This is a genomic window from Lactobacillus kefiranofaciens, assembly GCF_014656585.1.
Lineage (GTDB): Bacteria > Bacillota > Bacilli > Lactobacillales > Lactobacillaceae > Lactobacillus > Lactobacillus kefiranofaciens.
Map to the genome: position 1 here is coordinate 788,976 of NZ_CP061341.1, position 25,282 is coordinate 814,257.

Sequence of the window (25,282 nt, forward strand, 5' to 3'; positions counted from 1 at the left end):
AGCAATTATAGCCATTTTTTGCCGGCTATTTTTTATTAAAAGGAGAATTCAATGGGAATAATTCTGGATGGTAAAGCATTAGCAAATAAATTAGCAGAAAATCTTAAAGAAAAGGTAAAGACTTTAAAAAATGAGGGAATAACTCCACATTTTTGCGTAATAAATATTGGGGACAATCCCGCTAGCAAGATTTATGTTCACACTAAAAAACGACGTGCAAAAAAAGTAGGACTTATTCAGGATATATATCAGTTGCCAACTGATACTCATCAGGAGCAAGTATTAGCTTTAATTGATAAGTTAAATGCTGATCAGAGTATTAATGGTATCATGGTGCAATTGCCTGCTCCGAAGCAGATTAATGCGGATGAGTTACTTGAAAGAATTGATCCTAATAAAGATGTCGATGGATTGACTCCAGCTAATATTGGTCGACTCTGGTTAGAAGATCACTTTGTAGAACCAGCCACTCCTGCTGGTATTATTGCATTACTCCAGCATTATAATATTCCACTAGTAGGAAAAGATGTAGTAATCATTGGTCGTAGTAACATTGTAGGTCAACCTTTGGCAGCATTAATGCTTGAACAAAATGCAACAGTAACTATAGCTCATGCTAAGACTAAAAATTTAGCTGCACTTACTAAAAAAGCGGATATTATTGTTTCTGCTACAGGACAAGCATTTTTAGTAACTGCTGAAATGGTTAAAGATGGAGCTGTAATTATTGATGTAGGCATGAATCATGTAAATGGTAAATTAGTAGGTGATGTTGACTTCGATGCAGTCAAGAAAAAGGCGAGCTATATAACACCTGTTCCTGGTGGGGTTGGTCCTCTTACAGTACAATTTTTAATGGAAGCAGTTGTAAAACTGACTAGGAGACAAAATGACCGAAAATAAGTATTTAACGGTTACGGATTTAAACTATTATATTACGCAGAAGTTCAAAAATGACCCATACTTACACAAGGTCTTTCTTGAAGGCGAGTTATCTAACTTTCGCTATAGGCGTAATTCACACCAGTATTTTTCGTTAAAGGATGAAAAATCTAAAATCAACGTGGTAATGTTTCGTTCCTACTTTGATAAAGTGAAATTTAAACCAGAAGAAGGAATGAAAGTATATGTAGTAGGTTATGTTAGTGTATATGGCCCTCAAGGATCATATCAGTTCTATGCAGAAAAAATGGAGCCTGCTGGTTTAGGTGCTTTATATGAGCAACTAAAGCAATTGCAGGCTAAATTAGCCAAGGAAGGTTTATTTGATCCTGAGCATAAACGTAGTCTGCCTCGTTTTCCAGATCGAATTGCGGTGGTTACTAGCGCGTCAGGGGCAGTTATTCACGATATTATGGTGACGGCTAACCGGCGCTTTCCGCATGCTGAGATTGATTTATATCCGGCACAAGTTCAAGGAGACACTGCAGCAGAGTCACTTGTGCATGCAATGCAGCAAATTGCCGCTCAAGGTGATAAATATGATGTGATGATTATTGGCCGTGGTGGTGGATCACTAGAAGATCTATGGCCGTTCAATGAAGAAGAGGTTGTGCGGCAAGTATATTCAATGCCCATGCCAGTAATTTCTTCAGTAGGACATGAAACTGATACAACTTTGTGCGATTTGGTTGCCGATGCACGTGCCGCTACTCCAACCGCAGCAGCAGAATATGCAACACCCAATTTGACTGATGAATTAGCTGGAATTCATCAATTGCAGAGTAGATTATTAGCTAGTATGCAGGCTATTATTCGGGTACGGCGTGATCAGCTTAAACGAATTGAAAATTCAGTAATTATGCGTGAACCAACGCGTCTTTACGATCAGCAGATTCAACAGGTTGATCTGCTTAATCAACGTTTGCAAAATGGCATGCAGAATAAATTGGATCGCTATCAGCAAAATTATCGTCTGTTGCAACAGCGATTGATTAGTGCTAGTCCGGTTCAATCAGTTAAACAAATGAAACAGCAAAGACTCTTTTTGTCTAAGCGTTTAACTGCTAATATGCAGCACTATTTGAAGAATCAGCGCAATAGATTTACCCAAATAGTGCAGCAATTGGATGATTATAGTCCATTAAAGACTTTAGAGCGTGGTTTTGTTTATACAACCAATGATCAAGGAAAGACTATTAGTTCTACTAGGCAGATTAAGCCTAAAGATCAGTTAAATCTGCACTTTAAAGATGGTCAAGTTACAGCAACAGCTATAAAAGTAGAAGGAAAATATAATGCCAACTAAGAAAAATAATTTTGAAGAACAATTAAGTGAGTTAGAACAAATCGTTACTAATTTAGAGAATGGCAACGTACCACTTGAAGATGCTTTAAAACAATTTCAAGTGGGTGTAAAGATTAGTCGTGATTTGGATAAAAAATTAACTAGTGCTGAAGAAACGGTAGCTAAGTTGATTGATAGTGACGGTACGGAGCACAAATTAGATCCTAATAATGCTTCGGCTCCATAGGAATAGTTATGACAGCATTTACTTTTTTTAAAGATAATTGGACTCCGGTAATTGATGATTATTTAGCTCAGCATTTGGCTGATGAAGTTGATGATCAAAAAATTAGTCAAATTATGGCTTATTCGGTCATGGCTGGTGGCAAGCGTTTACGTCCCTTGCTATTTTTAGCAACACTTAACGCGTTAGGAAAAAAGATAGAACAACCTGAAATTAGAATTGCTTGTGGAATAGAGTTAATTCATACTTATTCACTTATTCATGATGATTTACCTGCCATGGATAATGATGATTATCGTCGTGGCAAGCTGACTAGTCACAAAAAGTGGGGCGAGGCAGAAGCAATCTTAGCTGGTGATGCTCTTTTACCCATGGGAATTCAATGGATTGCTGAAGGAAGTCAATCCGTGGAGTCAGTTTCTATTATTACCAAGGCCGTAGGCCCTAACGGTATGGTTGGTGGGCAATATTTAGATATTGATTCTACTAATAATGCTAGTGTTGCTAGTGATGCTAAATTTATTAATAAGATGGAATGGCTTAAGACAGGCTGTTTAATTCAAGCGAGTGTGCAAATGGCCGCAGTATACGCACAGGCTAGTCAAATTGAACAAGTGAAATTAATTGATTTTGCTAAGGCTTTTGGCCGCTCTTATCAAATCTATGATGACTTAGTAGATGTTGTCGAAACAAGTGAAGAGGCTGGTAAGGCAACACATAAAGATAAAGAAGAAGGTAAAAATAATACTTTGACTTTATTAGGCATTACTAAAAGTCGCCAGGAATTGACAGACTTAATTGACCAAGCTCAAACTGATTTACATGGTTTGAATGGCGAAACTTTAGCTGGCTTTTTAGATCTTTATCAAAAGGTGTTATAAATGGCAAAACAAAGAGCAGATGTTTTATTAGCACAGCAAGGAATTTTTCATTCTCGTTCTGCCGCTCAAAGAGCAATTATGGCAGGTTTAGTTTCAGATCATAATCATCAAAGAATTGATAAAAGTGGAACTAAATTCCCTGAAGGCGAAAAATTTTATATCAAAGATGATGGTAAAAAATATGTTTCTCGCGGTGGTTTTAAGTTAGAGAAGGCATTAAAAGTTTTTGATATTAATCTAAAAGATAAAGTTTGTTTAGACATTGGTGCTTCAACGGGTGGTTTTACTGATGTTGCTCTGCAAAATGGAGCGAAGATGGTTTATGCTCTAGATGTTGGCTACAATCAATTAGCATGGCAATTACGTGATGATCCACGAGTTGTAGTAATGGAAAAGCAAAATTTTCGTTATTCAAAACCAGCTGATTTTAATCAAGGCTTACCAGATTTTGCAATGACGGACGTATCTTTTATTTCATTAGATTTGATTATGCCACCAATGTATGAAATTTTAAAAGATCAATGCGATGCGGTTTGCTTAATCAAGCCGCAATTTGAGGCTGGCCCTGAAAATGTTGGCAAGCATGGTATAGTTCATGATCATGAAGTCCATAGGCAAGTTATTGAGCACACAATGCAAAAAGCTTTAGCGATTGGTTTTAATATTTTAGGTGTTGATTATTCGCCTATCAAAGGTGGCAAAGGAAATATCGAATTTTTGATCCATCTACAAAAAGATGAGTCAAATGGCGGTCATAATTTATGGCAAGGTACGGCTGAGGATGTTGTAGCTTGTGCCGTAAATGGTCTTTAGGAGTGAAAATATGTTAGTCGAACTGGATATCAAAAACTTTGCAATTATTAAAAGCTTAAAGGTTCGCTTTCAAGAAAAAATGACCGTCATTATTGGTGAGACTGGTGCAGGTAAGTCAATTATTATTGATGCGGTTTCACTATTAATGGGTGGTCGTGGTCAAAAGGAAATGATTCGATCTGGAGAAAAGAAGGCAGTAATTACTGGTCTGTTTGAACTGGATGATCAAAAAGAAAAGATTGCTGATCTTTGTGATAAATATGGCTTGCCTCATGAAGACGATCAATTAGTAATCAGTCGCGAGTTGGCGGTTAAAGGCAGAAATGTAGTGCGGATTAATGGACAATTAACTACTATTAATGTTTTGCGTGAAATTGGCAACTATTTGGTTGATATTCACGGTCAGCATGATCAGCAAATATTAATGGATCAAGATCGGCAGATTGACCTGGTTGACAACTATGCACCAGCTGAATTTAAAGATAAATTAGCAGCATATCAGGTAGATTTTGCTAAATGGCAAAAAGTAACTACTCAGTTGCGCCACTTGCGTCAAGATGCACAAGAATTAGCACAAAAGCAAGATATTTTGCAATTTCAAAATAATGAATTAGAGTCGGCGAATCTTGAAGATCCTCAAGAAGATGAAAAACTAGAGGAAGAATTTAATGAGTTAAATAATTATCAAAAAATTGCAGATACGGCAAATTATTTTATGCAATTATACGATGACGATGAGCATGGAATTGCTACGCTATTAGGTGATGCGCAAAATGCCGCTACGGATCTGACTGAATTTGGTTCTAAGTTTAAAGATTTTGCTAAAACAGTTGATGATGGAGCTTATGCTTTAAATGATGCTCGCAGCGAATTATCTAATTTGATGGATCAGATGGATTTTGATGAAGAACGTTTTCAATATGTAACTAATCGTTTAGATACTTTGAATTCATTAAAGAAAAAATACGGGCCAACTCTAACAGATGTTTTTAGTTTTTATGCTAAAGTACAGAAAGAATTAGGTCAGTTTGAAACAGGCGGTTTAGATGAGGAAAAATTAAAAGCAGAAGTTGCGCAAATTGAAAACAAATTGAGTAAAGAAGCTCGTCAATTGCATTTGATCCGAGAAAAGGTTGCTCACTCACTCGAAGAGCAGATTAAGCAAGAATTGGCAGATCTTTACATGGAAAAGGCCCGTTTTTCAATCAATTTTGAGGAAACTAAAACTTTTACTGCTAAAGGAATTGACGCAATTGTCTTTTTAATTGCTCCTAATCCTGGCGAAGATTTGATGCCGTTAGTAAAAATAGTTTCTGGTGGTGAACAGTCGCGCTTAATCCTTGCATTAAAGTCTATCTTTAGTCGAGTGGAACCAGTTGGTACCATGATTTTTGATGAAATTGATACCGGTGTATCAGGACGGGTGTCTGCCGCAATTGGTAAGAAGATGCATTCGATTGGGCAAAATAAGCAGGTCATTGCCATTACCCACTCCCCGCAAGTTGCCGCTGCAGGTGATCAACGCTATTTGGTTGCCAAAAAGGTTAAAGATGGTTCAACTTTCACGCAAATTGGACCACTTAGCAAGGAAGAGACCATTACTGCAATTGCACAAATGATGGCAGGTCAAGATGTAACAGACGCAGCTAAGAAAAATGCTGCCGATTTGATTAAGAGTATAAAAGATGAATAGTATTAATAAGTTTTGGTTAGATTTTTGTCAAAAGCATCAAGTAAATCCTGCTGCATTAGAAGAAGCATTTGCATTTGGTAGAAATAGCACCGATGCTAATGCATTAAGTGATTTAGTCGATTGCGGGATCAAGACAGCAACAACAAGTGTTTATAATCCTAATGAAGATTTACCAACGGTAGGGATGTACGCCATTGTTTTAGATGGCAATAATCAACCAGTTTGTGTAATCCAGACTAAAACTGTGGAAGTTATGCCATTTAAAAATGTCTCTGCCAAGCATGCTTATCTTGAAGGTGAAGGAGATCGGAGTTATGAATCTTGGCGCAAGGTTCATGAAAAGTTTTTCACCTGGGAATGTCAAGAAATCTTAGGGCGGAAATTCACTGATGAGACAGAAGTAGTCTGTGAGACTTTTGCTAAAGTGCAATAATAGAAAACTTGAAAAAACAGGGATTTTAGTGCAAACTAGTTATATTAATAGTTACTAGAGGAGTTTAGCATGGCAGATAAAGGTTTATTACTCGTGCTTTCCGGTCCCTCGGGAGTTGGTAAAGGGACAGTTAAAAGTGCAATCGTTGAAAATAAAGTCTTTCCGTTTGAATATTCAGTTTCAATGACAACTCGTAAACCGCGTCCCGGAGAAGTTGATGGTAAAGATTATTTCTTCGTCAGCGAAGCGCGTTTTCAAGAAGCTATTAAAAATGGTGAGCTATTAGAATATAATGAATATGTCGGTCACCATTATGGTACGCCACTTGCTCCAGTGAAGGAGATGCTTCATGAGGGCAAAGATGTTTTACTTGAAATTGATGTTAATGGTGCTCAAAAAGTTCGTGAAAAGATGCCCGATGGAGTATTTATTTTCTTGACTCCACCAGATTTGCATACGCTGCATTTACGGTTAGAACGTCGTGGAACAGAGCCTGAAGCAGTTATTCGTGGACGGATCAAACAAGCACGGAATGAAATTCTGGAAATGGCAGATTACGATTACGCAGTAGTAAATGACACAGTTGCCAATGCAGTAGACCATATCAAAGCAATCGTTGATGCAGAGCATGTCAGTGTTAAGCGTGTGATTGATGACTATCGTAAGATAGTCAAGGAGGATTAAACTAATTATGAGAATTACTTACCCATCAATTGACAAATTATTATCACGTGTTGATTCACGTTATTCATTATCTGTTCTTGCTGCTAAAAGAGCACATGAACTAGAAGCTGGAGATCCACCTACGTTAGACCACTTTAAGTGTGACAAGTCAGTTGGCAAGGCCCTTGAAGAGATCGCTGCTGGTAAAATTAAAGTTGATCCGGCTCATGCTGAGATTAACCTCGAAGATTAATTTGCTGACCTTCATCCTTTGGGTGGAGGTCTTTTTTACAGGTGATTAGATGATTGCTCAGGTTATTGTAGATGTTGCAGTTAAGCAGACTGATCGTATTTTTGAATATCATATTCCAACTGAATTAGAAAAAAGCATTCAGATTGGTTCGAGGGTAGTAGTACCTTTTGGCAGAAGAAAGGTACAAGGCTTTGTTGTAGGTTTAACTGAAAAAAGCGAGTTTAAGGGCAAACTGAAAGACTTATTAGTTATAGTTGATGAAATGCCACCTTTAACCCCCGAATTGGTTGATTTATCGCAAAGTTTAGCAAAGGATATTTTTTCTTACCGTATTAAAATATTGCAGGCAATGTTGCCTTGGGTGATGCGTGCTGGTTATCGTAAATTATTAGTTCCTAATAATGATCAGGCTAAACAATTACCTTTTTTTAAAGGGGATCCAATTGATTTAAATAAGTTAACGGATTTGCAACAAATCGAAAAAGTACATCAATTGCTTAGAAACGATGATGCTAAGATTGAGTACTTAGTTGAAAACCGCGCTAAAAAGAAAAAAGAAAATCAATATGCGTTAGCGTTAGATTCAACTGAATATACTAAAATATATAATACTTTGCGTCAAAATGCGGTTAAACAAAAAAAGCTAGTAATGGATATTATTGAAAATGCAGCTACATATCCTAAATCTCAAAATAAATTAGAAAAGGAATTAGGTTTAACTGCGGCTGTATTGAATTCCGCCGTGAAAAAAGGTTGGCTGGTTAAAAAGGCTGTTGAGGTTTACCGTAATCCATTAGCCGGTTTTGAAGACGATGAAAAGCCTAAGCCGGTAACCTTAAATGAACAACAGCAAGCAGCTTTAGATCAGATTGCTAGTGCGATCAATAAGCGGCGTTCAAAGACCTTTTTGCTAGAAGGGATTACTGGCAGCGGCAAGACAGAAGTGTATTTACATGCAATTAGTAAGGCATTAAGTCAAGGACGTAATGCTCTGATGTTAGTGCCAGAGATCTCTTTGACTCCGCAAATGGTAAGGCAAGTTAAAGCACGATTTGGCAATCAAGTAGCAGTTTTGCATAGTGCCTTATCTGAAGGCGAAAAATATGATGAATGGCGTAGAATTCGTCGTGGTGAAACTAAAGTGGTAGTTGGTGCAAGAAGTGCTGTTTTTGCACCATTAGATAAGATTGGTTTGATTGTAATTGATGAAGAACATGAAGCCTCTTATAAGCAAGAAACAGATCCACGCTATAATGCTAAAGATGTAGCACTTTGGCGTAGTCGTTATCATCATTGCCCGCTCGTTCTAGGCAGTGCTACCCCTGCTCTAGGTAGTCGTGCAAGGGCGCAAAAGCATGTTTATCAATTATTGCGATTAACTAAACGAGCTAATAATAAGAAACTGCCGCAGGTTAATTTGATTGATCTGAAGCACGTTCAGTTTGCTGGAGGTCAATTTGATTTATCTGTCGATTTAGTTGCTGCGATTAAGAAACGCTTAGAGAAAAAAGAGGAAGTTATTTTGATGTTGAATCGGCGTGGGTTTGCTAATTTTATGCTTTGCCGGGAGTGTGGTTTTGTCTTAAAGTGCCCGAATTGCGATGTATCATTGAATTTACATAAAGACACTAACAGCATGCAATGTCATTATTGTGGTCACAGTGAACCTATTCCTCAGGCTTGTCCTAATTGTCAAAGTAAACAGATTCGTTTCTTAGGAACGGGTACGCAAAAAGTTCAAGAAGAACTAAAAGAACTTTTACCGGGTGCCAGAATTTTACGAATGGATGTTGATACGACTCGTCGAAAAGGCAGCTATAAGCGAATTTTGGATGCGTTTGGCGATCATGAGGCAGATATCTTGTTAGGAACGCAAATGATCGCTAAAGGACTGGATTTTCCTAATGTTACCTTAGTAGGCGTTATTAATGCGGATACCGGATTATGGATTTCAGATTACAACGCGTCGGAAAGAACTTTTGAGTTATTGACGCAAGTAGCTGGTCGTGCAGGTCGAGCTGAAAAAGAGGGCGAAGTTTTAATTCAGACTTATAATCCCGAACATTATGCGATTCAATTAGCTAAAACTCAAGATTATGAACGTTTTTATGGCTATGAGATGCATGTTCGACATGAAGGAAATTATCCGCCATACTTTTTTACAGTTTTGATTTCAATTTCAGCCAAGAAGGAACAAAATGCTGCTAGAGAAGCATTTCGCATTAAAAGATATCTAATGCAGCACTTAGGACAGGAAACAATTATTTTGGGTCCATCGCCCAGTGCAATTTCTCGATTAAAAAATAAATATTATTATCAAATACTGGTAAAATATAAAAAAGAACCAAATTTAAATAAGTTATTACACCATGTTCAGGATTCTGCTCAGGAAGCCAGGAAATATGGATTAAGTATTTTTATTGATAACGAACCAGAAAGAATTATGTAAAGGAGATGCTTGAATGACATCAATAATTTTTATGGGGACGCCTGAATTTTCAGTTCCAGTACTCGAAGGTCTAATAAATCATGGTTATGAAATTAAAGCAGTAGTAACGCAACCAGATAAAAAGGTAGGACGCAAACAAAAAATCACTAAGAGTCCAGCTAAAATTGCTGCAGAGAAACATGATTTGCCAGTCTTTCAACCAATTAAGCTATCCGGTTCTGAAGAAATGAAGCAGTTGATTGATATGCATGCTGATTTAATTGTTACTGCAGCATATGGTCAATTTTTACCAACTAAATTTTTGAATTCAGTTAAAATTGCTGCTGTAAATGTTCACGGGTCGCTTTTGCCTAAATATCGTGGTGGCGCACCAATTCAGTATTCCTTGATCAATGGGGATCAAGAAACTGGAATTACTATTATGGAAATGGTCAAGAAGATGGATGCTGGTGACATTTACGCGCAAGAAGCACTTAAGATTGAGCCAGAAGATAATGCCGGGACTTTATTTGAAAAATTGTCTTATCTTGGTCGTGATTTATTACTTAAGACTTTACCGTCAATTATTGATGGCAGTATAAAGAAAACGCCACAGGATCCTGAGCAGGTTGTTTTTTCACCTAATATTACTAAAGAACAAGAAAAAATCACGGTTAAAATGACTGCTCGTGAGGCTAATAACATGATTCGGGCTTTAAACCCAGATCCTGGTGCTTACATGATGATTGAAGGTAAACGGTTCAAAGTATGGCAGGCTGAAGTTGCTCAAGAGACAACAGAGCTTAATCCTGGTTGTTTAATTGCAAATAAAGGTCGTTTTGCCATTGCTTTTGCAAATAAATCTGTGTTGAATTTGTTAGTAGTTCAGCCAAGTGACAAGAAAAGAATGGAGATTAAAAGCTTTTTAAATGGTCAGGGCAGCAAATTTAAACCAGGAGAAGAAATTGTCGATCAATAAAAGTGCACGGGCGATTAGTTTAGAAACTTTAATAAGAGTTTTAGCAGATGGCTCATATTCAAATATTAGTCTGAATAACAGCCTGCAGCATTCTAGCTTATCCTTGACTGATCAAAATTTAGCTACGAGGATAGTTTATGGAACTATTCAATATCGGCTGTTTTTGGAATATCAATTAAAGGGCTTGGTAAGAACCAAGATTACTGAAAAATATCTTAAACCACTTTTGTTAATGTCGCTTTATCAGATTATTTTTTTAGATAAAGTACCTAATCGTGCAGTCTTAGATGAAGCTAATAAGTTGGCTAAACAATTTGGTAGATATCATTCATCTGGCTATCGAATTATAAACGGAATTTTGCGTTCGTTTATTCGCCGCGGGGTGATTTTACCAGATAAAAAAGATCGAATTCGCTATTTGAGCATTAAAGAAAGCGTGCCAGAATGGTTAGTTAATTACTTTATTAATAATTTTGGCATTAAAAAAACCGAATCTGTCTTAACTAGTATTAATCAGCCTGCTAAAAATAGTGTACGTATTTCAAGTTTGGTTGATTCCAAGCAAGTATTTGCCAAATTGAAGGCTGATGGCTATGAGCCACAGTGGTCTAATTTGTCTACACATGATGTTGTTTTAAATCATGGTGGGATAAGTCAAAGTGATTTATTCAAGCAAGGAAAGTTGACAATTCAGGATGAAGCCGCTAGCTTAGTGGTAGAAGCTTTTAATTTTGACCAAGAAGCAGATCATGTATTAGATGCTTGCAGCGCACCAGGTGGTAAGACTGTCCAAATTGCAGAGAATATTAAGGGTGATGTTATTGCTCTTGATATTCATGAAAAGAAATTAAATCTAGTTCGAGAAAACGCTCGGCGAATGCATGTTGAAGATCGGGTTAAAACTAAGGCATGTGATGCACGTAAAGCACCAGAAATTTTTAAGCCGGGTGAATTTAGTAAAATATTGGTAGATGCTCCTTGCTCTGGTCTTGGTTTACTTAGAAGAAAGCCAGAAATTCGCTATACTAAGAGCTTGCAAGATTTGCGAAATCTGCAAAAAATTCAATTAGCAATTTTGAATTCTGTATGTAGCTTATTAAAAGAGCAAGGTGAGTTAGTTTATTCTACTTGTTCAATTTCAATAGAAGAGAATGAGCAAGTTGTAAAACAGTTTTTGCGACAGCATCCCAGCTACAAGTTAGAGCCCTTTAAGTTGAGTAAACTTGAATCAGAAACAGGGATGCTGAAAGTAATGCCTGATCTAGACGGTAATGATGGATTTTTTATTGCCAAATTTAAATTACGAGGTTAGATTTTTGATTGAAACAGCATATGCTTCAAGTATCGGTAAGGTACGAAAAAGCAATCAAGATTTTGTAGGAGTTTTTAAAAATCGTAAAGGAATTCCTCTGGCCATTGTCTGTGATGGGATGGGTGGTCATCAGGGTGGTGATGTTGCCTCAACGATGGCAGTAACTCATTTAGGGCATAATTTTATTACAACAGATTTTACTGATGCTAATATTGCTCATAAATGGTTAGAGGTCCAATTAAATTCTGAAAATGAGTCAATTCTAAAAACAGCTGATAAGTTTCCTGACTTAAATGGGATGGGGACGACAGTTGTGTTAGCTTTTGCTTTTGATGATGACGCTTTGATTGCTCATCTAGGTGATTCGCGTGCTTATAGTTACTCTGAAGGCAAGTTTGTTCAATTGACGGAAGATCATTCTTTGGTTAATGAACTGGTTAAAATGGGGCAAATTACTAAAGAGCAGGCTAAGCATCATCCTCAAAAAAATATTATTACGCAAGCTTTAGGAGTTTCTAGTACGATAGATCCGGAATTCGATAATATTGAATTGGGCGAAAATGATATTATTTTGCTTTGTACTGATGGCTTGACTAATTCACTTAGTGATCCGCAAATTCAACAGATTTTAGCAACTAAGGAGCTCAGCTTAAAAGAACGTTGTAATAAGCTCATCAGTGAAGCTAATCGATTAGGCGGTGGTGATAATATTACTGTCTGTCTAGTTTGGAACAAGGAGGACGAGAGCAGTGATCGATAAAGGTTATCTGCTTGGTGAACGCTATCGAATCATTGATACTTTAGGCGAAGGTGGGATGGCTAATGTTTATTTAGCTGAAGATATTATCTTGCAGCGTAAAGTAGCTGTTAAGATCCTGCGGCTTGATTTACAAAATGAGCCTCAAACGCAGGCACGTTTTCAAAGAGAAGCATTAGCTACCAGCGAGTTAAGTCATCCTAATATTGTTTCTGTTCTTGATGTAGGCACAGACCATAGCTTGCCATATATGGTAATGGAATATGTCGATGGTCCCGATTTAAAAGAATATATTCGTAAAAATTCCCCCTTAGATTTGCGTGAAGTCATTCGGATTATGGATCAAATCTTAAGTGCGGTTGCTTTGGCACATAAGCATAATGTGATTCACCGTGATTTAAAACCACAAAATATTTTGATGGATAAGAGAGGCAATATTAAAATTGCTGATTTTGGGATTGCAGTAGCCTTAAATCAAAGTTCTATTACGCAAACGAACTCCGTTATGGGCTCAGTTCATTATATGTCACCTGAGCAAACTAGGGGCGGAATGGTTACTAAGCAATCCGATATTTATTCTTTAGGAATTATTTTGTATGAATTGCTTACTGGTACTGTTCCTTTTAATGGAGATACGCCAGTTTCGATTGCTCTTAAACATGCTCAGGAGCCAATTCCATCTATCAGAAAGAAAGATAAAAGTGTTCCGCAAGCATTAGAAAATGTGGTCTTAAGAGCAACAGCTAAAGATCCACGTGATCGTTATCCTTCTGCCCAGGCTATGAAGGCGGATCTAGACAGCAGTCTTGATCCTGAACGCAGTGATGAACCGGTTTTTGTACCTACACATGGTTTAAATAACGATAAAACGATTGTATTACCTGGTTTTAGGCCACAAGAAAAGCAGCAAGAAAAACCAGAGGTTTCCAAAGAAGACACACAGCCTGAAGAGCCTAAAAGCAAAAAAATTTTTTGGCAAAATGTTAAAGATCATAAATGGTGGTGGATTTTTTCGGTAATTACAGCTGGCTTGATCATTTTTATTATGATTTTTGCGTTAAGTGGCAGAGGTGATAAGCCTGAACAAGTTAATGTCCCCGATGTAACTAATATTGCTGAAAACCGGGCTAAAGATAAATTAGAGGCTGCTGGTTTACAAATTGGGCAAGTGATTAAACGTCAGTCTGATGATGTAAAAAAGGGGCGCGTAATTGCAACTAAACCCAATGCTGGAAATAGTATTGATCAGGGAAAAACTGTCGATTTAATTGTTTCTAGTGGCTCGAGTATGGTAAAAGTAGCTGACATGGTTGGCAAAGAATATGATGAGGCTACAAAAAAACTAGAAAATTTGGGTTTTGATGTAGTTAGAGAAGATCAATATTCAGATAAAGTTCCTACAAATGAAATTATCTCTCAGAGTATTGCCGCAGGCGTAGAGGTTAAACCTACGCAAACTACTATTACTTTAGTTGTTTCTAAAGGGAAACCTGTGCGGCCTCATAATCATACTGTCACTCTAAGAGATTTAAAGAACTATTCACTAAAGGGTGCTCAAGATTATGCCAAAGAACATGGATTAACTTTGCAAATTAATCAGGAGTATTCTGATAACGTTGAAAAGGGAATGGTGATCTCAATGGAACCTGGTCCAGGGACAAAAGTTGATCGCGGTTCAACTGTTACGATTAAGGTTTCACGGGGGCCAAAAGCTAAAAAAGAAACAACGATAACTAAAACATTTACAGTTAATTATGTTGGTGATAGCTTTGGTAAAGATGAAAAGACCAATAACGATAAAACCGATAATAGTTCTTCTAATGAAGATAGTAATTCGAAAGGTGATCATGTTCAGATTTATATTAAAGATGATGGTCATTCATTAAGTAACATTTATCGTGATTTATATATTAAACGTGATATGAGCTTTTCAATTCCATTTTCGATTAGAAGTGGTCATGGGGAGTTGCGTGTAGTTCGTAATGGTCAGACGATTTTGAACGAAAAGGTGACAAAGTAAATGAAACTAGCACAAGGAATTGTTGTTGGTCTAATTGCTGGTTATTATGACGTAGAAACTACCACGGGTATCGTGAGAACACGTGCTCGTGGCGTTTTTCGTCAAAAAAAGCAAAAGCCGGCAGTAGGTGATCGTGTAGAAATTCAAATAGATGATCAAGGTATGAGTTATTTGGTAAAAATTTTGCCTAGATTGAATCGAATAGGTCGTCCAGCTGTAGCTAATGTAAGTCATGTTTTATTAGTGATTTCTGCTATTGAACCTGATTTTTCTGTAGAACTATTAGATCGTTTTTTAACTTTCTTTTCTTGGCAAAGAGTAAGAGTTACAATTTATCTCTCCAAGACTGATCTAATTGAGGCCGAAAAGCTGGCGAAAATAAAGCAAAAATTAAGTTATTATCAAGCAATTGGCTATCTGGTATTTACAGATTATCATGAAGTTCAAAGGCAAATTTCTACAATGATTCAAGATGATCAAATTTGGACTTTAGCTGGTCAATCTGGTGCGGGCAAATCCACTCTGCTTAATCATTTGAAAAAGGATGCCAATCAAACGACTGGCGCCATTTCCACTAGTTTGAATCGAGGCAAGCATACTACGAGAAAAGTTGAATTATTCAAGTTAGGTGCTGGTTTTTTGGCAGATACACCAGGTTTTTCTTCAATTGATTTAACACTGATTAAGTTAAACGAACTGTGTAATTATTTTGTTGAATTTAAAAAGGCTAGTGTTAATTGCAAGTTTCGTGGTTGTCAACACTTAAAAGAACCAGGATGCGAAGTTAAAAAATTGCTTAAAGAAGAACAGATTATGTCTAGTCGCTATGAAGATTATTTAGCAATAAGAACCGAAATTAGTGACGGACGTATACCAGAGTATTTGAAATAATTGTGTGAGGTGAGTTTATGATTATTGCACCATCAATTTTAAATGCAGATAATCTGAATTTAAAAAATGAAATAGATGAAGCTGTAGCAGCGGGAGTTGATCGCTTTCATATTGATATTATGGACGGACATTTTGTCCCAAATCTTTCTTTTGGGCCACAGCTAGTGAGTGACTTTAAACGGGAATTTCCGATGACTAACGCGGAAATTCACTTAATGAGTGATAATCCAGATGATTTAGTACCAGCTTTTGTTGATGCAGGTGCTGATATTATTGAACTTCATTATGAGGCAATGAGTGAATCTAAGATAAACTATTGGTTTGATTATTTAGCTTCTAATGGCGTTCATGCTGCTTTAGCAATTAATCCTGATACGTCTGTTGAGGTAATCGAAAAATTTTTGCCTAAGATTAGTCAGATATTAGTTATGACAGTTCATCCTGGCTTTGGCGGTCAAGGATTTATTGCGAATTCTACCTCAAGAATTAAAGAAGTGAGAAAATTGGCAGGTCCTAATGTTCCAATTGAAGTAGATGGCGGTATTAATGATGAAACCATCAAGCTGGCCAAGCAGGCAGGTGCTGATGTTTTTGTAGTAGGATCATATCTTTATGAAGATGGCGATGTAGCGCATCAGATTCATTTATTAAAAGAAAAGCTGACTAAATGAAAGCATATGCATTATTAGGCGGGCCTACAGATTTATGGCCTCAGAATATTCAAGCGCAATTTCGTCAAGCTCAAGCGCAAGGCGATTTAATCATTGGGGTAGATCGTGGCTCTTTGTTTCTGGAAGAATTAGGGATCATACCAGATTTGGTAGTGGGTGATTTTGATTCTTTGCAAAAAAAAGATTTAGCTCAGATTGAAAATAGCGTGGCTGATATCCGCTATTCTAATCCTGTTAAAGACTGGACAGATACTGAATTAATGTTGCAAACAGCTTTTAGGGATTATGCGATACAGAATTTAACAATTTTTGGAGCAACAGGTGGCCGAATCGATCATTTTTTAACTAATCTTTGGATGATACTTAATCCTGCTATTCGATCCTTTGCGTCACGACTTACGTTTATTGATCAACAAAATTTAATTAAATTTTTTAATCCAGGTAGGCATACAGTAACAAAAAAAGAAATTTATCCTTATATTGGTTTTGCTAGTTTAACGTCCATTAGAGATTTTAATATTATTGGTGCTCGTTATAAGTTAAAGAATTATTCCGGCGATTACCCACGAGTTTTTGCTTCAAATGAATTTTTGACCGGACATGAGCAGTTTGAGATTTCTTTTGCAAAAGGGATGATAGCTGCAATTTATTCAAAAGATGTAGATCGCTTTCATAATCTTTCCTAAAACGTGTAAAATAGACGTAGTGAAACAGAAACGAGGAAGAATTATGAAATATATCGATTTTGAAAGAGATATTGCTGGTTTTGGTGATGGCCGTTATGAAGCCAGACTTGATCGAGCAAAGAAAAATGTAGAAGATTATATGCACAAGAATCATGTTCATGTGTTTGATAAGAAAAAGAAGAAAGAAGTAGCTACAATTAGTGGCTTATCTAGAAATGTTACTTATCAAGACTTAGGTTTGCCGACTAAGCTAGGTGAAATGATTACGGAATATGCTTATACGCCAATCGATGAAAGAATGGCTGATGAAATTCCAGACGATGATAAACGACACAATATTATGAAATAAAAGAAAAAGAACCACTTTCTGGTTCTTTTTTGATGCACAAATGTTGCACAAAATGCATTTACTTAAAAATGAGCAAAAAAATAAGCCCGTCAGATTATTGATCTAACAAGCTCTTGGTCTATTAGGCACGAGTAACTTTACCAGACTTTAAAGCCTTGGTTGAAACCCATACGCGCTTTGACTTACCGTCAACAAGAATGCGAACTTTTTGAAGGTTTGGCTTCCAAGCACGACGAGCTGAGTTCATTGAGTGTGAACGTTTGTTACCGAATGTAGTCTTCTTACCTGTTACGTAATCTTTTGCCATTTGCTAAACCTCCTTTGTTTGTGATGTCATACTTTATTAGATTATCATATGTTTTGTTGCAATTCAACTTTTTTTAAACGTATTTTGTTTATTGATTATGTCTCTACTATGATAAAATAATAAACGTATATATAGATAATAAGACGGAGGAAAAACATGGCTGTTAAGATCAAGACAAAGGATGGTTTGATTGATATTTCAAACGGTGTAATCGCAACTGTTGTTGGTGGCGCAGCTACGTCTAATTATGGCGTTGTGGGAATGGCTTCCAAGAATGCCATTCGTGATGGATTTGACGGAATTCTTAATCGTGCCAATTATAAGCGCGGTGTTGTTGTCAAGTCACAAGATAATGAAATTACTGTTGACGTGTACATTATTGTCGGATATGGGTTGAAGATTTCTGAAGTAAGTAAGAATGTTCAAGATAGTGTTAAATTCAACCTTTCTAATCAATTAGAAATTAACACTAAAGCCGTTAATGTAATCGTCCAAAGTGTTAAGGTACTTGACGAATAACGCAAGCGGAGGTTTTAAATAGTGGTTTTAAATGAGATAGATAGTAAACAATATAGAGATATGGTACGTGTTGCTACTCATAGAATTGGTAAGAATGCAGAGTTTGTTAACTCTTTGAATGTCTTTCCGGTTCCGGATGGTGATACTGGTACTAATATGAATTTAACCATTGAAAGTGGTGCTAAGGCTGTCTCTGAAGATCCTAGTACTAGTGTAGGCGATTTAACTGAAAGCCTAGCTAAGGGGATGCTGATGGGTGCACGTGGCAATAGTGGTGTAATTACTTCACAATTGTTCCGTGGCTTTTATAAGGCTACTCGAGGCATGAAGACCTTAACTGCTCAAGAATTAGCTAACGCTTTTTCGAATGGTGTAGCAACTGCTTATAAGGCTGTTATGAAACCTGTAGAAGGGACTATCTTAACTGTTGCACGAGTTGCGGCACAAGAGGGTGCAACTAAGGCTAATGATACAGACGATGTTACAGAGGTTATGAAGGCCGTTGTAGAAGGAGCTAAAAAAGCTCTGAAATCAACACCGGATTTACTTCCTGTATTGAAGCAAGTTGGCGTAGTTGACTCAGGCGGTCAAGGATTACTGTTTATTTATGAAGGCTTTTTGGAAGGTTTGCTTGGTGAAAACTTTGCTGATCAATATCAACCAGATGAAACTGAAATGGATGAAATGATCAATGCCATGCATCATCAATCTTCGGTTCAAAGCCAGTTAGCTACTCAGGACATTAAAAATGGCTATTGTACTGAAATCATGGTGGATTTAAATGCTGATGTACCAAATAAAAAGAAATTTGATCTAGAAGAATTCAGAAAGCATTTATCTAGTTTAGGTGATTCACTTCTTGCCGTTTCAGATGGCGAAATTGCCAAGGTTCACGTTCATACGGAGCATCCAGGTGATGTATTCCAATATGGCAGTCAATTTGGTCAATTAGGTAAAATCAAGATTGATAATATGAGAATTCAACATGAAAGTATTGTTGATCAGGATGAAGAAGAACAAGAAGCTGTCGACTTTGCTGTGATTGCAGTAGCTTCTGGTAATGGGATTCGTAAGTTGTTCGAAAGTGAAGGGGTAAATCGAATTATCTCTGGCGGTCAAACAATGAATCCATCTACACAGGATTTTATTGATGCGATTAAGAAGTCAGGTGCGAAGAAGGCTATTGTTTTACCAAATAACGGTAATATTGTGATGGCTGCCAAACAAGCTGCTGAAGTTAGTGATATTCCAGTAGGCATCGTACCAAGTAAGACTATTTCTCAAGGTTTGACTGCAATGCTTTCATTTAACCCAGATGCATCAGTTGAAGAAAATGTTGAAGCAATGTCAGATGATCTTGATACAGTTGTTTCAGGTGAAGTTACTAAAGCTACTCGTGATACCGAAATTGATGAAGTTGAGATTCATAAGTATGATTTCTTAGGGATTATTGATGGTAAGATTAAGGTTGATAATGCTGATTTAATTAAGACTACTTCAGAAATGATCGAAAAGATGCTGGATGAGGATTCAGAAATTATTACTATCATGTATGGTCGTGATTCAAACAAGCAAGAAGCTCAAAAAGTAGTTGAACAATTAGAAGCAAATCATGATGATCTTGAATTTGAAATTCATGATGGTGGTCAACCCGTTTACCATTTCTTGGTTTCAGTGGAATAAACAAATGATAGATAATGCATTATTTGCTCCTGTGACCAATTTAAAGGGCGTAGGGACAAAGACTGCGGCTGATCTTGGTAGTTTAGGCATTTATAGTATTTATGATTTACTCTTTTACTTCCCATTTCGCTATGATGAATTGCAGACATTGCCTCTAGACCAAATCATGGACGGTCAAAAAGTAATGCTAAAAGGAATAGTTGCCACTGAGCCTTTTGTTAGTCGTTTTGGTTATAAAAAGAGTCGTTTAAGCTTCAAGATGAGAATTGACCATGACATAATCATGGTCAATTTTTTTAATCAACCATGGCTAAAAAGCAAGATTGAAATTGGTCAAGAAGTTGCAATTTATGGTAAGTACAACGTGGCACGGCAAAGTCTATCTGCATTTAAGTTTGTCGCTGCTAAAGAAAATGACAGTGGCATTGCTCCGATTTACCCATTAAATCGTCATGTAAAGCAAAAGAAATTAGTTACTTTAATTAATTTGGCAATTGATGATTTTTTAGAGCAAGTTAAAGATATTGTGCCTAAAAAAATTAGACAAAAATATCGCTTATTGACGGATCGAGAAATTATTCAAAAAATGCATCATCCCAATAATGGGCGTGAAGCAGAAATAGCAAAGCGAAGTGCGATTTTTCGAGAGTTCTTTATTTTTGAATTGCAGCTAGCTTTGTTGACGCGGAATGATGGTCAGCAGAAAGGTTATCCCAAAGATTATGATCTGAAGGAAATTGCTAAATTAACCAGCTCATTGCCGTTTGAATTGTCAGCAGATCAGAAGCAAGTAGTGAATGAAATTTTTGCTGATTTGCATTCGGAAAGACAAATGCGTCGTTTGCTCCAAGGAGATGTAGGTTCAGGTAAAACGGTTGTTGCAGTTTATGCAATTTTTTCCGCCATTACTGCAGGTTACCAGGCTGCTTTGATGGTGCCGACCGAAATTTTAGCTACTCAACACTTTAAGAAAATAGATGAATTGCTGCGTCCATTAGGTGTAAGGGTAGCATTATTAACGGGGAATACTAAGACGCTTGAACGACGAGAAATTTATCGCGAGTTAACAGATGGTACGATTAATGTGGTAATTGGAACTCATGCCTTAATTCAGAAAAATGTTATCTTCAAAAAATTAGGGCTAGTTATTATTGATGAGCAGCACCGCTTTGGTGTAGGTCAGCGTCAAGCTTTGATAAATAAAGGAGATAATCCAGATATTTTAGCGATGACAGCTACCCCGATTCCGCGAACTCTAGCCTTGACTGTTTATGGAGATATGACTGTATCTGAAATTCATCATCTGCCATCAGGCAGAAAACCAATTATTTCTGTCTGGAAAACTAGCAGTCAGATGAAGGATGTTTACCAGCAAATGAAGGAGCAGTTAGCTCAAGGTTTTCAAATTTATGCGGTAACACCATTAATTACCGAATCAGAGACTCTAGATTTAAAAAATGCTGAAGAGTTACATCAAAAATTAAGTCATGACTTTCCAGATCAAAAAGTAGTGTTATTGCATGGTCAAATGCCCGGACCTAAAAAAGATGAAATTATGGAATGCTTTGCTAATGGCGACATTAATATTTTGGTTACGACTAGTGTAATTGAAGTTGGGGTTGATGTAGCTAATGCCAACATGATGGTCATTTATAATGCTGATCGTTTTGGTTTAAGTCAATTGCATCAACTTCGTGGTCGCATCGGTCGTGGTCAGACCCAGAGTTATTGTGTCTTTGTAGCTGATCCTAAAACTGACGCGGGGAAAGCTCGAATGAAGGTTATTGCAGCGACTAATGATGGCTTTAAACTAGCCGAAGAGGATCTAAAAATGCGGGGTGAAGGTGATCTTTTTGGTAAGGCGCAATCAGGACTGCCTGAATTTAGAGTTGGTGATGTGGTTAATAACTACAATACTTTGGTTGTTGCCCAAAAGGTTGCCCGTGAATTGGTAAAAGCTGATCCTGGTTTGAAAGACCATAAAACTCTTAAACAAGTGCTAGAATATAAGCAGCTAGAGCAAAATAGAATTTAGAAAAGATTGTGGTAAATTATGAGAACAATTGCGATTGATGCTATGGGTGGTGAAAATGCACCTGAAGCGATCGTGAAAGCAGTATTAAAGGCAAAAACTGAATTGCCGGAAACCAAATTTTTGTTATTTGGTGATAAAGAGCAATTAAGAAATTTAATTCCAGCAAATCAAATCAGTGATCAACTTGGTGTTGTAGCCACTACAGAAGTGATTGCTGATGAAGATGAACCAGTGAAGGCAATTAGGCACAAAAAAGATTCTTCAATGGTCCAAGCAGCTAATTTTGTTAAAGAAGGCAAAGCTGATGCACTCTTATCTTTAGGTAATACTGGTGCACTTTTAGCCTGTGGCATTTTCATTATTGGCAGAATCAGGGGGATTACTCGTCCTGGCTTAATGCCAACTTTACCAGTAAAGAATAGTGATGAAGGCTTTAATATGGTTGATGTTGGTGCTAATGCCAAAAGTAAGCCGGAATATCTGCTCCAGTGGGCACAAATGGCTTCATACTATGCTAAAAAAATTCGTGAAATTGAAAATCCTAGAGTTATGCTTTTAAATAATGGTGCAGAAAGCGATAAAGGCGATGAGGTACATCAAGAAGCATATAAGCTATTGAAAGATAGCAACTTAAACTTCTTAGGCAATATTGAGGGCAATGAATTGCTTTTAGGTAAGGCTGATGTCGTAGTGACAGATGGTTTTACTGGCAATGCCGTTTTAAAAAATATTGAAGGTACTTCTAGCGTCCTGCTTCATTTATTAAAAGATAGCTTGTTAAATAGTGGAATGATGACTAAATTAGGAGCTTTGCTGGTCAAAGGCTCATTAGCTGGTCTAAAGTCTAAATTTGATACAGCTAAGTATGGTGGTGCAGTTTTACTGGGAGTAAATGCACCGGTAGTTAAGACGCATGGTCGTTCTAATGAAAGGCCGATTTATTATACTCTTAAGCAAGTCGATAAGATGATTGCAGAAAATCTTGTTGCAGAGTTTAGAGATGAATTTGCTACAAAATAGTAAAATATTTTATTAAAAAGGAGAAATTTTAGAATGTCAGAGGAAGAGATTTTTAATAAGATTAGAGATTTGATTGCTGATAATTTTGATGTCGACAAGGACAAAATTACTGAAAACACTAATTTTACTGCCGATTTAGATGCTGATTCAATTGACTTAGTTGAATTTATTTTGCAATTAGAAGATGAATTTGGTGCAGAAATTCCAGATGATGATGCTGAAAAAATTAAAACAGTCGGTGATGCAGTTTCATATATTAAGTCTCATCAAAATTAATTTAAAAAAAGCGGTGTCGTGATTTGCATACGACCGGCTTTGTGTTTATAATTAGAAAATAAATAGAAAAGATTAAACAGCTTTTAATGAACAAAGCTTTAGATGGGGGAATGACCTTTGGAAAAGCAGAGTGATCTATTACTAGATATTCAACACCTGCATACGGCTTACCGTTTGCAAGGGAAGTTCTATGATGCTGCGGATGATATTAATCTGACTTTGAAGCGTGACGAGATTTTAGCTATCGTAGGTGAATCTGGTTGCGGTAAAAGTACGATCGCTGCAAGTATCATTGGACTTTATGACCATAAAAATACAAAAGTTACAGGGGACATTCTTTACAATGAATTAAACCTGGTTGGCTTGAACGAATCATTGTTTAACAAGATTCGTGGGGATAAGATCGGAATGATCTTTCAAGACCCATTGGCCAGCTTGAATCCATTGATGCGTGTTGGTGATCAAGTTGCTGAAACTCTTTATTACCACACTGACATGGATGAAAAAGCACGTCATGCACGTGTGATTGAATTGTTTAATCAAGTGGAAATGCCTAAGCCTAATGAGATGTACGAAATGTATCCACATGAGTTGTCAGGTGGATTACGTCAGCGTGTGGTAATTGCGATGGCTATTGCATGTAAGCCAGAAGTAATTATTGCTGATGAACCGACTACTGCTTTGGATGTTACTATTCAAGCTCAGATTTTGGATTTGCTGGAAGATATTCAAAAGCAGTCACATTCAGGTATTATTTTGATTACGCACGATTTAGGTGTCGTAGCTGAGACTGCAGATGAAGTTGCAGTTATGTATGCTGGTCAAATTGTTGAGAAGTCCGATGTGAAGACAATTTTTGAGCATCCACTTCATCCATATACTAGATCACTACTTAATTCTATGCCTCAATCAGATGATACTGATGAGGATTTACATGTTATTCATGGTACGGTACCATCGCTTAAAAATATGCCACGTACAGGTGATCGTTTTGCTGCAAGAATTCCTTGGATTCCTGCAAGTGCACATGAGGAGGAGCCACAAGTACATGAGGTCGAACCAGGTCACTGGGTAAGATGTACTTGTTGGAAGACATTCCACTTTGAGAATGAAGATAGTGTGCAACAGGTAACAGCAGCAAGTGGGGAGTAGTTTATGGCGAAAGAAATTATTCAAATAAAAAACTTAAAAGTCTATTACCCAATTCGTTCCGGTTTTTGGAATAGAATTACTGATTATGTTCGAGCTGTCGATGGAATTAACTTCTCAATTGGAGAAGGCGAAACCTATGGCTTAATTGGTGAATCAGGTTCGGGTAAGTCAACGGCTGGTAAAGCAATTGTTGGTGTTGAAAAGGTTACTAGTGGACAAATCATTTATAAAGGTGTAGATGTTACTAAAGCAAGTAATCGTAGAAAGCTTGACTACAACAAAGACGTACAAATGATTTTCCAGGATTCAATGTCAAGTTTAAATCCAAGAAAGCGGATTGAAGATATCATTGCTGAGCCTATTAGAAATTTTGAAAATCTAACTACTGATCAAGAACGCGATCGTGTACAAGAACTGCTTGATATCGTAGGGATGCCTAGCGATGCGATTTATAAATATCCTCATGAATTCTCAGGTGGTCAACGTCAGAGAATTGGCGTCGCTCGTGCGGTGGCTACGAATCCTAAATTGATTGTAGCCGACGAACCAACTAGTGCTTTGGATTTGTCAGTTCAAGCTCAGGTTTTGAACTTCATGAAGCATATTCAACAACAATACAACATTGCTTACTTATTCATTTCACATGACTTGGGTGTTGTTAAGCATATGTCTGAAAACTTGGCGATTATGCACCGTGGCCGCTTAGTTGAATTAGGTAGCCGTGAAGAAATTTACAAGCATCCCATTCACATCTATACTAAGCGTTTGCTTTCTGCTATTCCTAAGGTAGATGTTGAACATCGTGAGGAACACAAGAAGCATCGTGAGCAGGTTGAAAAAGAGTTCGAAGAAAACCAAAGCAAATGGTATGACAAAGATGGTCGTGTATATCCGTTACAAAAAGTAGCTCCTAATCACTGGGTAGCATTACCTAAAGATTTGGCACAGGAAGCCGAACTTGAAGAACATGAAGAAAAGGAGAGTGATTAA

At 37.1% G+C, this 25,282-nt stretch carries 26 protein-coding genes; 25 read left to right on the top strand and 1 reads right to left on the bottom strand.

The window, feature by feature from the left end; translation table 11 throughout:
- Positions 1-51: 51 nt before the first annotated feature.
- From ICI50_RS04030 to ICI50_RS04115, 18 genes are all read left to right on the top strand, one after another.
- Entirely contained in the window at positions 52-903 is an 852-nt protein-coding gene (locus tag ICI50_RS04030; protein WP_056940829.1) for a bifunctional methylenetetrahydrofolate dehydrogenase/methenyltetrahydrofolate cyclohydrolase, read from the top strand.
- Positions 890-2,248, top strand: coding sequence for an exodeoxyribonuclease VII large subunit (xseA, locus tag ICI50_RS04035; RefSeq protein WP_188892005.1), 1,359 nt, complete (start codon positions 890-892; stop codon positions 2,246-2,248). Before ICI50_RS04030 ends, xseA begins: the two co-directional genes overlap by 14 nt.
- Complete coding sequence (locus ICI50_RS04040; protein ID WP_013853876.1) at positions 2,238-2,474, top strand: exodeoxyribonuclease VII small subunit; 237 nt, start codon at positions 2,238-2,240, stop codon at positions 2,472-2,474. Before xseA ends, ICI50_RS04040 begins: the two co-directional genes overlap by 11 nt.
- Positions 2,475-2,482: 8 nt before the next feature.
- A complete protein-coding gene (locus tag ICI50_RS04045) occupies positions 2,483-3,352 on the top strand; it encodes a polyprenyl synthetase family protein (RefSeq protein ID WP_056940831.1) in 870 nt (289 codons plus the stop codon).
- Entirely contained in the window at positions 3,353-4,165 is an 813-nt protein-coding gene (locus tag ICI50_RS04050; RefSeq protein WP_013853878.1) for a TlyA family RNA methyltransferase, read from the top strand.
- Between the two features lie 10 nt (positions 4,166-4,175).
- Positions 4,176-5,858, top strand: coding sequence for a DNA repair protein RecN (recN, locus tag ICI50_RS04055; RefSeq protein WP_013853879.1), 1,683 nt, complete (start codon positions 4,176-4,178; stop codon positions 5,856-5,858).
- Positions 5,851-6,291 (top strand): ASCH domain-containing protein, encoded by a 441-nt coding sequence (locus tag ICI50_RS04060; protein WP_095342113.1) that lies wholly within the window; start codon positions 5,851-5,853, stop codon positions 6,289-6,291. The genes recN and ICI50_RS04060 overlap by 8 nt, the downstream gene beginning before the upstream one ends.
- A gap of 69 nt (positions 6,292-6,360) precedes the next feature.
- Positions 6,361-6,975: a guanylate kinase gene (gmk, locus tag ICI50_RS04065; RefSeq protein WP_056940833.1), complete on the top strand. Its 615-nt coding sequence runs from the start codon at positions 6,361-6,363 to the stop codon at positions 6,973-6,975.
- Between the two features lie 7 nt (positions 6,976-6,982).
- On the top strand, positions 6,983-7,207 hold the full coding sequence (gene rpoZ, locus ICI50_RS04070) for a DNA-directed RNA polymerase subunit omega (protein ID WP_013853882.1): 225 nt from the start codon (positions 6,983-6,985) through the stop codon (positions 7,205-7,207).
- A 49-nt stretch (positions 7,208-7,256) separates the two neighbouring features.
- Positions 7,257-9,656: a primosomal protein N' gene (gene priA / locus ICI50_RS04075; RefSeq protein WP_095342112.1), complete on the top strand. Its 2,400-nt coding sequence runs from the start codon at positions 7,257-7,259 to the stop codon at positions 9,654-9,656.
- Between the two features lie 13 nt (positions 9,657-9,669).
- A complete protein-coding gene (gene fmt, locus ICI50_RS04080) occupies positions 9,670-10,614 on the top strand; it encodes a methionyl-tRNA formyltransferase (RefSeq protein WP_013853884.1) in 945 nt (314 codons plus the stop codon).
- Positions 10,565-11,926, top strand: a complete 1,362-nt coding sequence (rsmB, locus tag ICI50_RS04085; RefSeq protein WP_095342111.1) for a 16S rRNA (cytosine(967)-C(5))-methyltransferase RsmB — start codon at positions 10,565-10,567, stop codon at positions 11,924-11,926. The genes fmt and rsmB overlap by 50 nt, the downstream gene beginning before the upstream one ends.
- Before the next feature lie 4 nt (positions 11,927-11,930).
- Entirely contained in the window at positions 11,931-12,686 is a 756-nt protein-coding gene (locus ICI50_RS04090) for a Stp1/IreP family PP2C-type Ser/Thr phosphatase (protein WP_054640340.1), read from the top strand.
- On the top strand, positions 12,676-14,703 hold the full coding sequence (gene pknB, locus ICI50_RS04095; protein WP_095342110.1) for a Stk1 family PASTA domain-containing Ser/Thr kinase: 2,028 nt from the start codon (positions 12,676-12,678) through the stop codon (positions 14,701-14,703). The genes ICI50_RS04090 and pknB overlap by 11 nt, the downstream gene beginning before the upstream one ends.
- Positions 14,704-15,594, top strand: a complete 891-nt coding sequence (rsgA, locus tag ICI50_RS04100; protein ID WP_013853888.1) for a ribosome small subunit-dependent GTPase A — start codon at positions 14,704-14,706, stop codon at positions 15,592-15,594.
- Between the two features lie 17 nt (positions 15,595-15,611).
- Complete coding sequence (gene rpe, locus ICI50_RS04105; RefSeq protein ID WP_013853889.1) at positions 15,612-16,265, top strand: ribulose-phosphate 3-epimerase; 654 nt, start codon at positions 15,612-15,614, stop codon at positions 16,263-16,265.
- The gene (locus ICI50_RS04110) at positions 16,262-16,951 is read left to right on the top strand and encodes a thiamine diphosphokinase (RefSeq protein ID WP_013853890.1); all 690 of its coding nucleotides are present in this window, start codon (positions 16,262-16,264) and stop codon (positions 16,949-16,951) included. The genes rpe and ICI50_RS04110 overlap by 4 nt, the downstream gene beginning before the upstream one ends.
- Positions 16,952-16,994: 43 nt before the next feature.
- A complete protein-coding gene (locus tag ICI50_RS04115; protein ID WP_013853891.1) occupies positions 16,995-17,300 on the top strand; it encodes a hypothetical protein in 306 nt (101 codons plus the stop codon).
- A 121-nt stretch (positions 17,301-17,421) separates the two neighbouring features.
- Here the strand turns inward: ICI50_RS04115 and rpmB are convergent, their stop codons facing one another.
- Positions 17,422-17,607: a 50S ribosomal protein L28 gene (rpmB, locus tag ICI50_RS04120; RefSeq protein WP_013853892.1), complete on the bottom strand. Its 186-nt coding sequence runs from the start codon at positions 17,605-17,607 to the stop codon at positions 17,422-17,424.
- 156 nt (positions 17,608-17,763) lie between these two features.
- Between rpmB and ICI50_RS04125 the strand changes: the two genes are divergently transcribed.
- From ICI50_RS04125 to ICI50_RS04155, 7 genes are all read left to right on the top strand, one after another.
- Positions 17,764-18,126: an Asp23/Gls24 family envelope stress response protein gene (locus ICI50_RS04125; protein WP_013853893.1), complete on the top strand. Its 363-nt coding sequence runs from the start codon at positions 17,764-17,766 to the stop codon at positions 18,124-18,126.
- Positions 18,127-18,147: 21 nt separating this feature from the next.
- Positions 18,148-19,809, top strand: a complete 1,662-nt coding sequence (locus ICI50_RS04130; protein ID WP_056940838.1) for a DAK2 domain-containing protein — start codon at positions 18,148-18,150, stop codon at positions 19,807-19,809.
- A gap of 4 nt (positions 19,810-19,813) precedes the next feature.
- Positions 19,814-21,844, top strand: a complete 2,031-nt coding sequence (gene recG / locus ICI50_RS04135; RefSeq protein ID WP_056940840.1) for an ATP-dependent DNA helicase RecG — start codon at positions 19,814-19,816, stop codon at positions 21,842-21,844.
- An 18-nt stretch (positions 21,845-21,862) separates the two neighbouring features.
- Positions 21,863-22,864, top strand: a complete 1,002-nt coding sequence (plsX, locus tag ICI50_RS04140; RefSeq protein ID WP_013853896.1) for a phosphate acyltransferase PlsX — start codon at positions 21,863-21,865, stop codon at positions 22,862-22,864.
- 33 nt (positions 22,865-22,897) lie between these two features.
- On the top strand, positions 22,898-23,140 hold the full coding sequence (acpP, locus tag ICI50_RS04145) for an acyl carrier protein (protein WP_013853897.1): 243 nt from the start codon (positions 22,898-22,900) through the stop codon (positions 23,138-23,140).
- A gap of 117 nt (positions 23,141-23,257) precedes the next feature.
- Positions 23,258-24,292 (top strand): ABC transporter ATP-binding protein, encoded by a 1,035-nt coding sequence (locus tag ICI50_RS04150; protein WP_013853898.1) that lies wholly within the window; start codon positions 23,258-23,260, stop codon positions 24,290-24,292.
- Positions 24,293-24,295: 3 nt separating this feature from the next.
- A complete protein-coding gene (locus ICI50_RS04155; protein WP_013853899.1) occupies positions 24,296-25,282 on the top strand; it encodes an ATP-binding cassette domain-containing protein in 987 nt (328 codons plus the stop codon).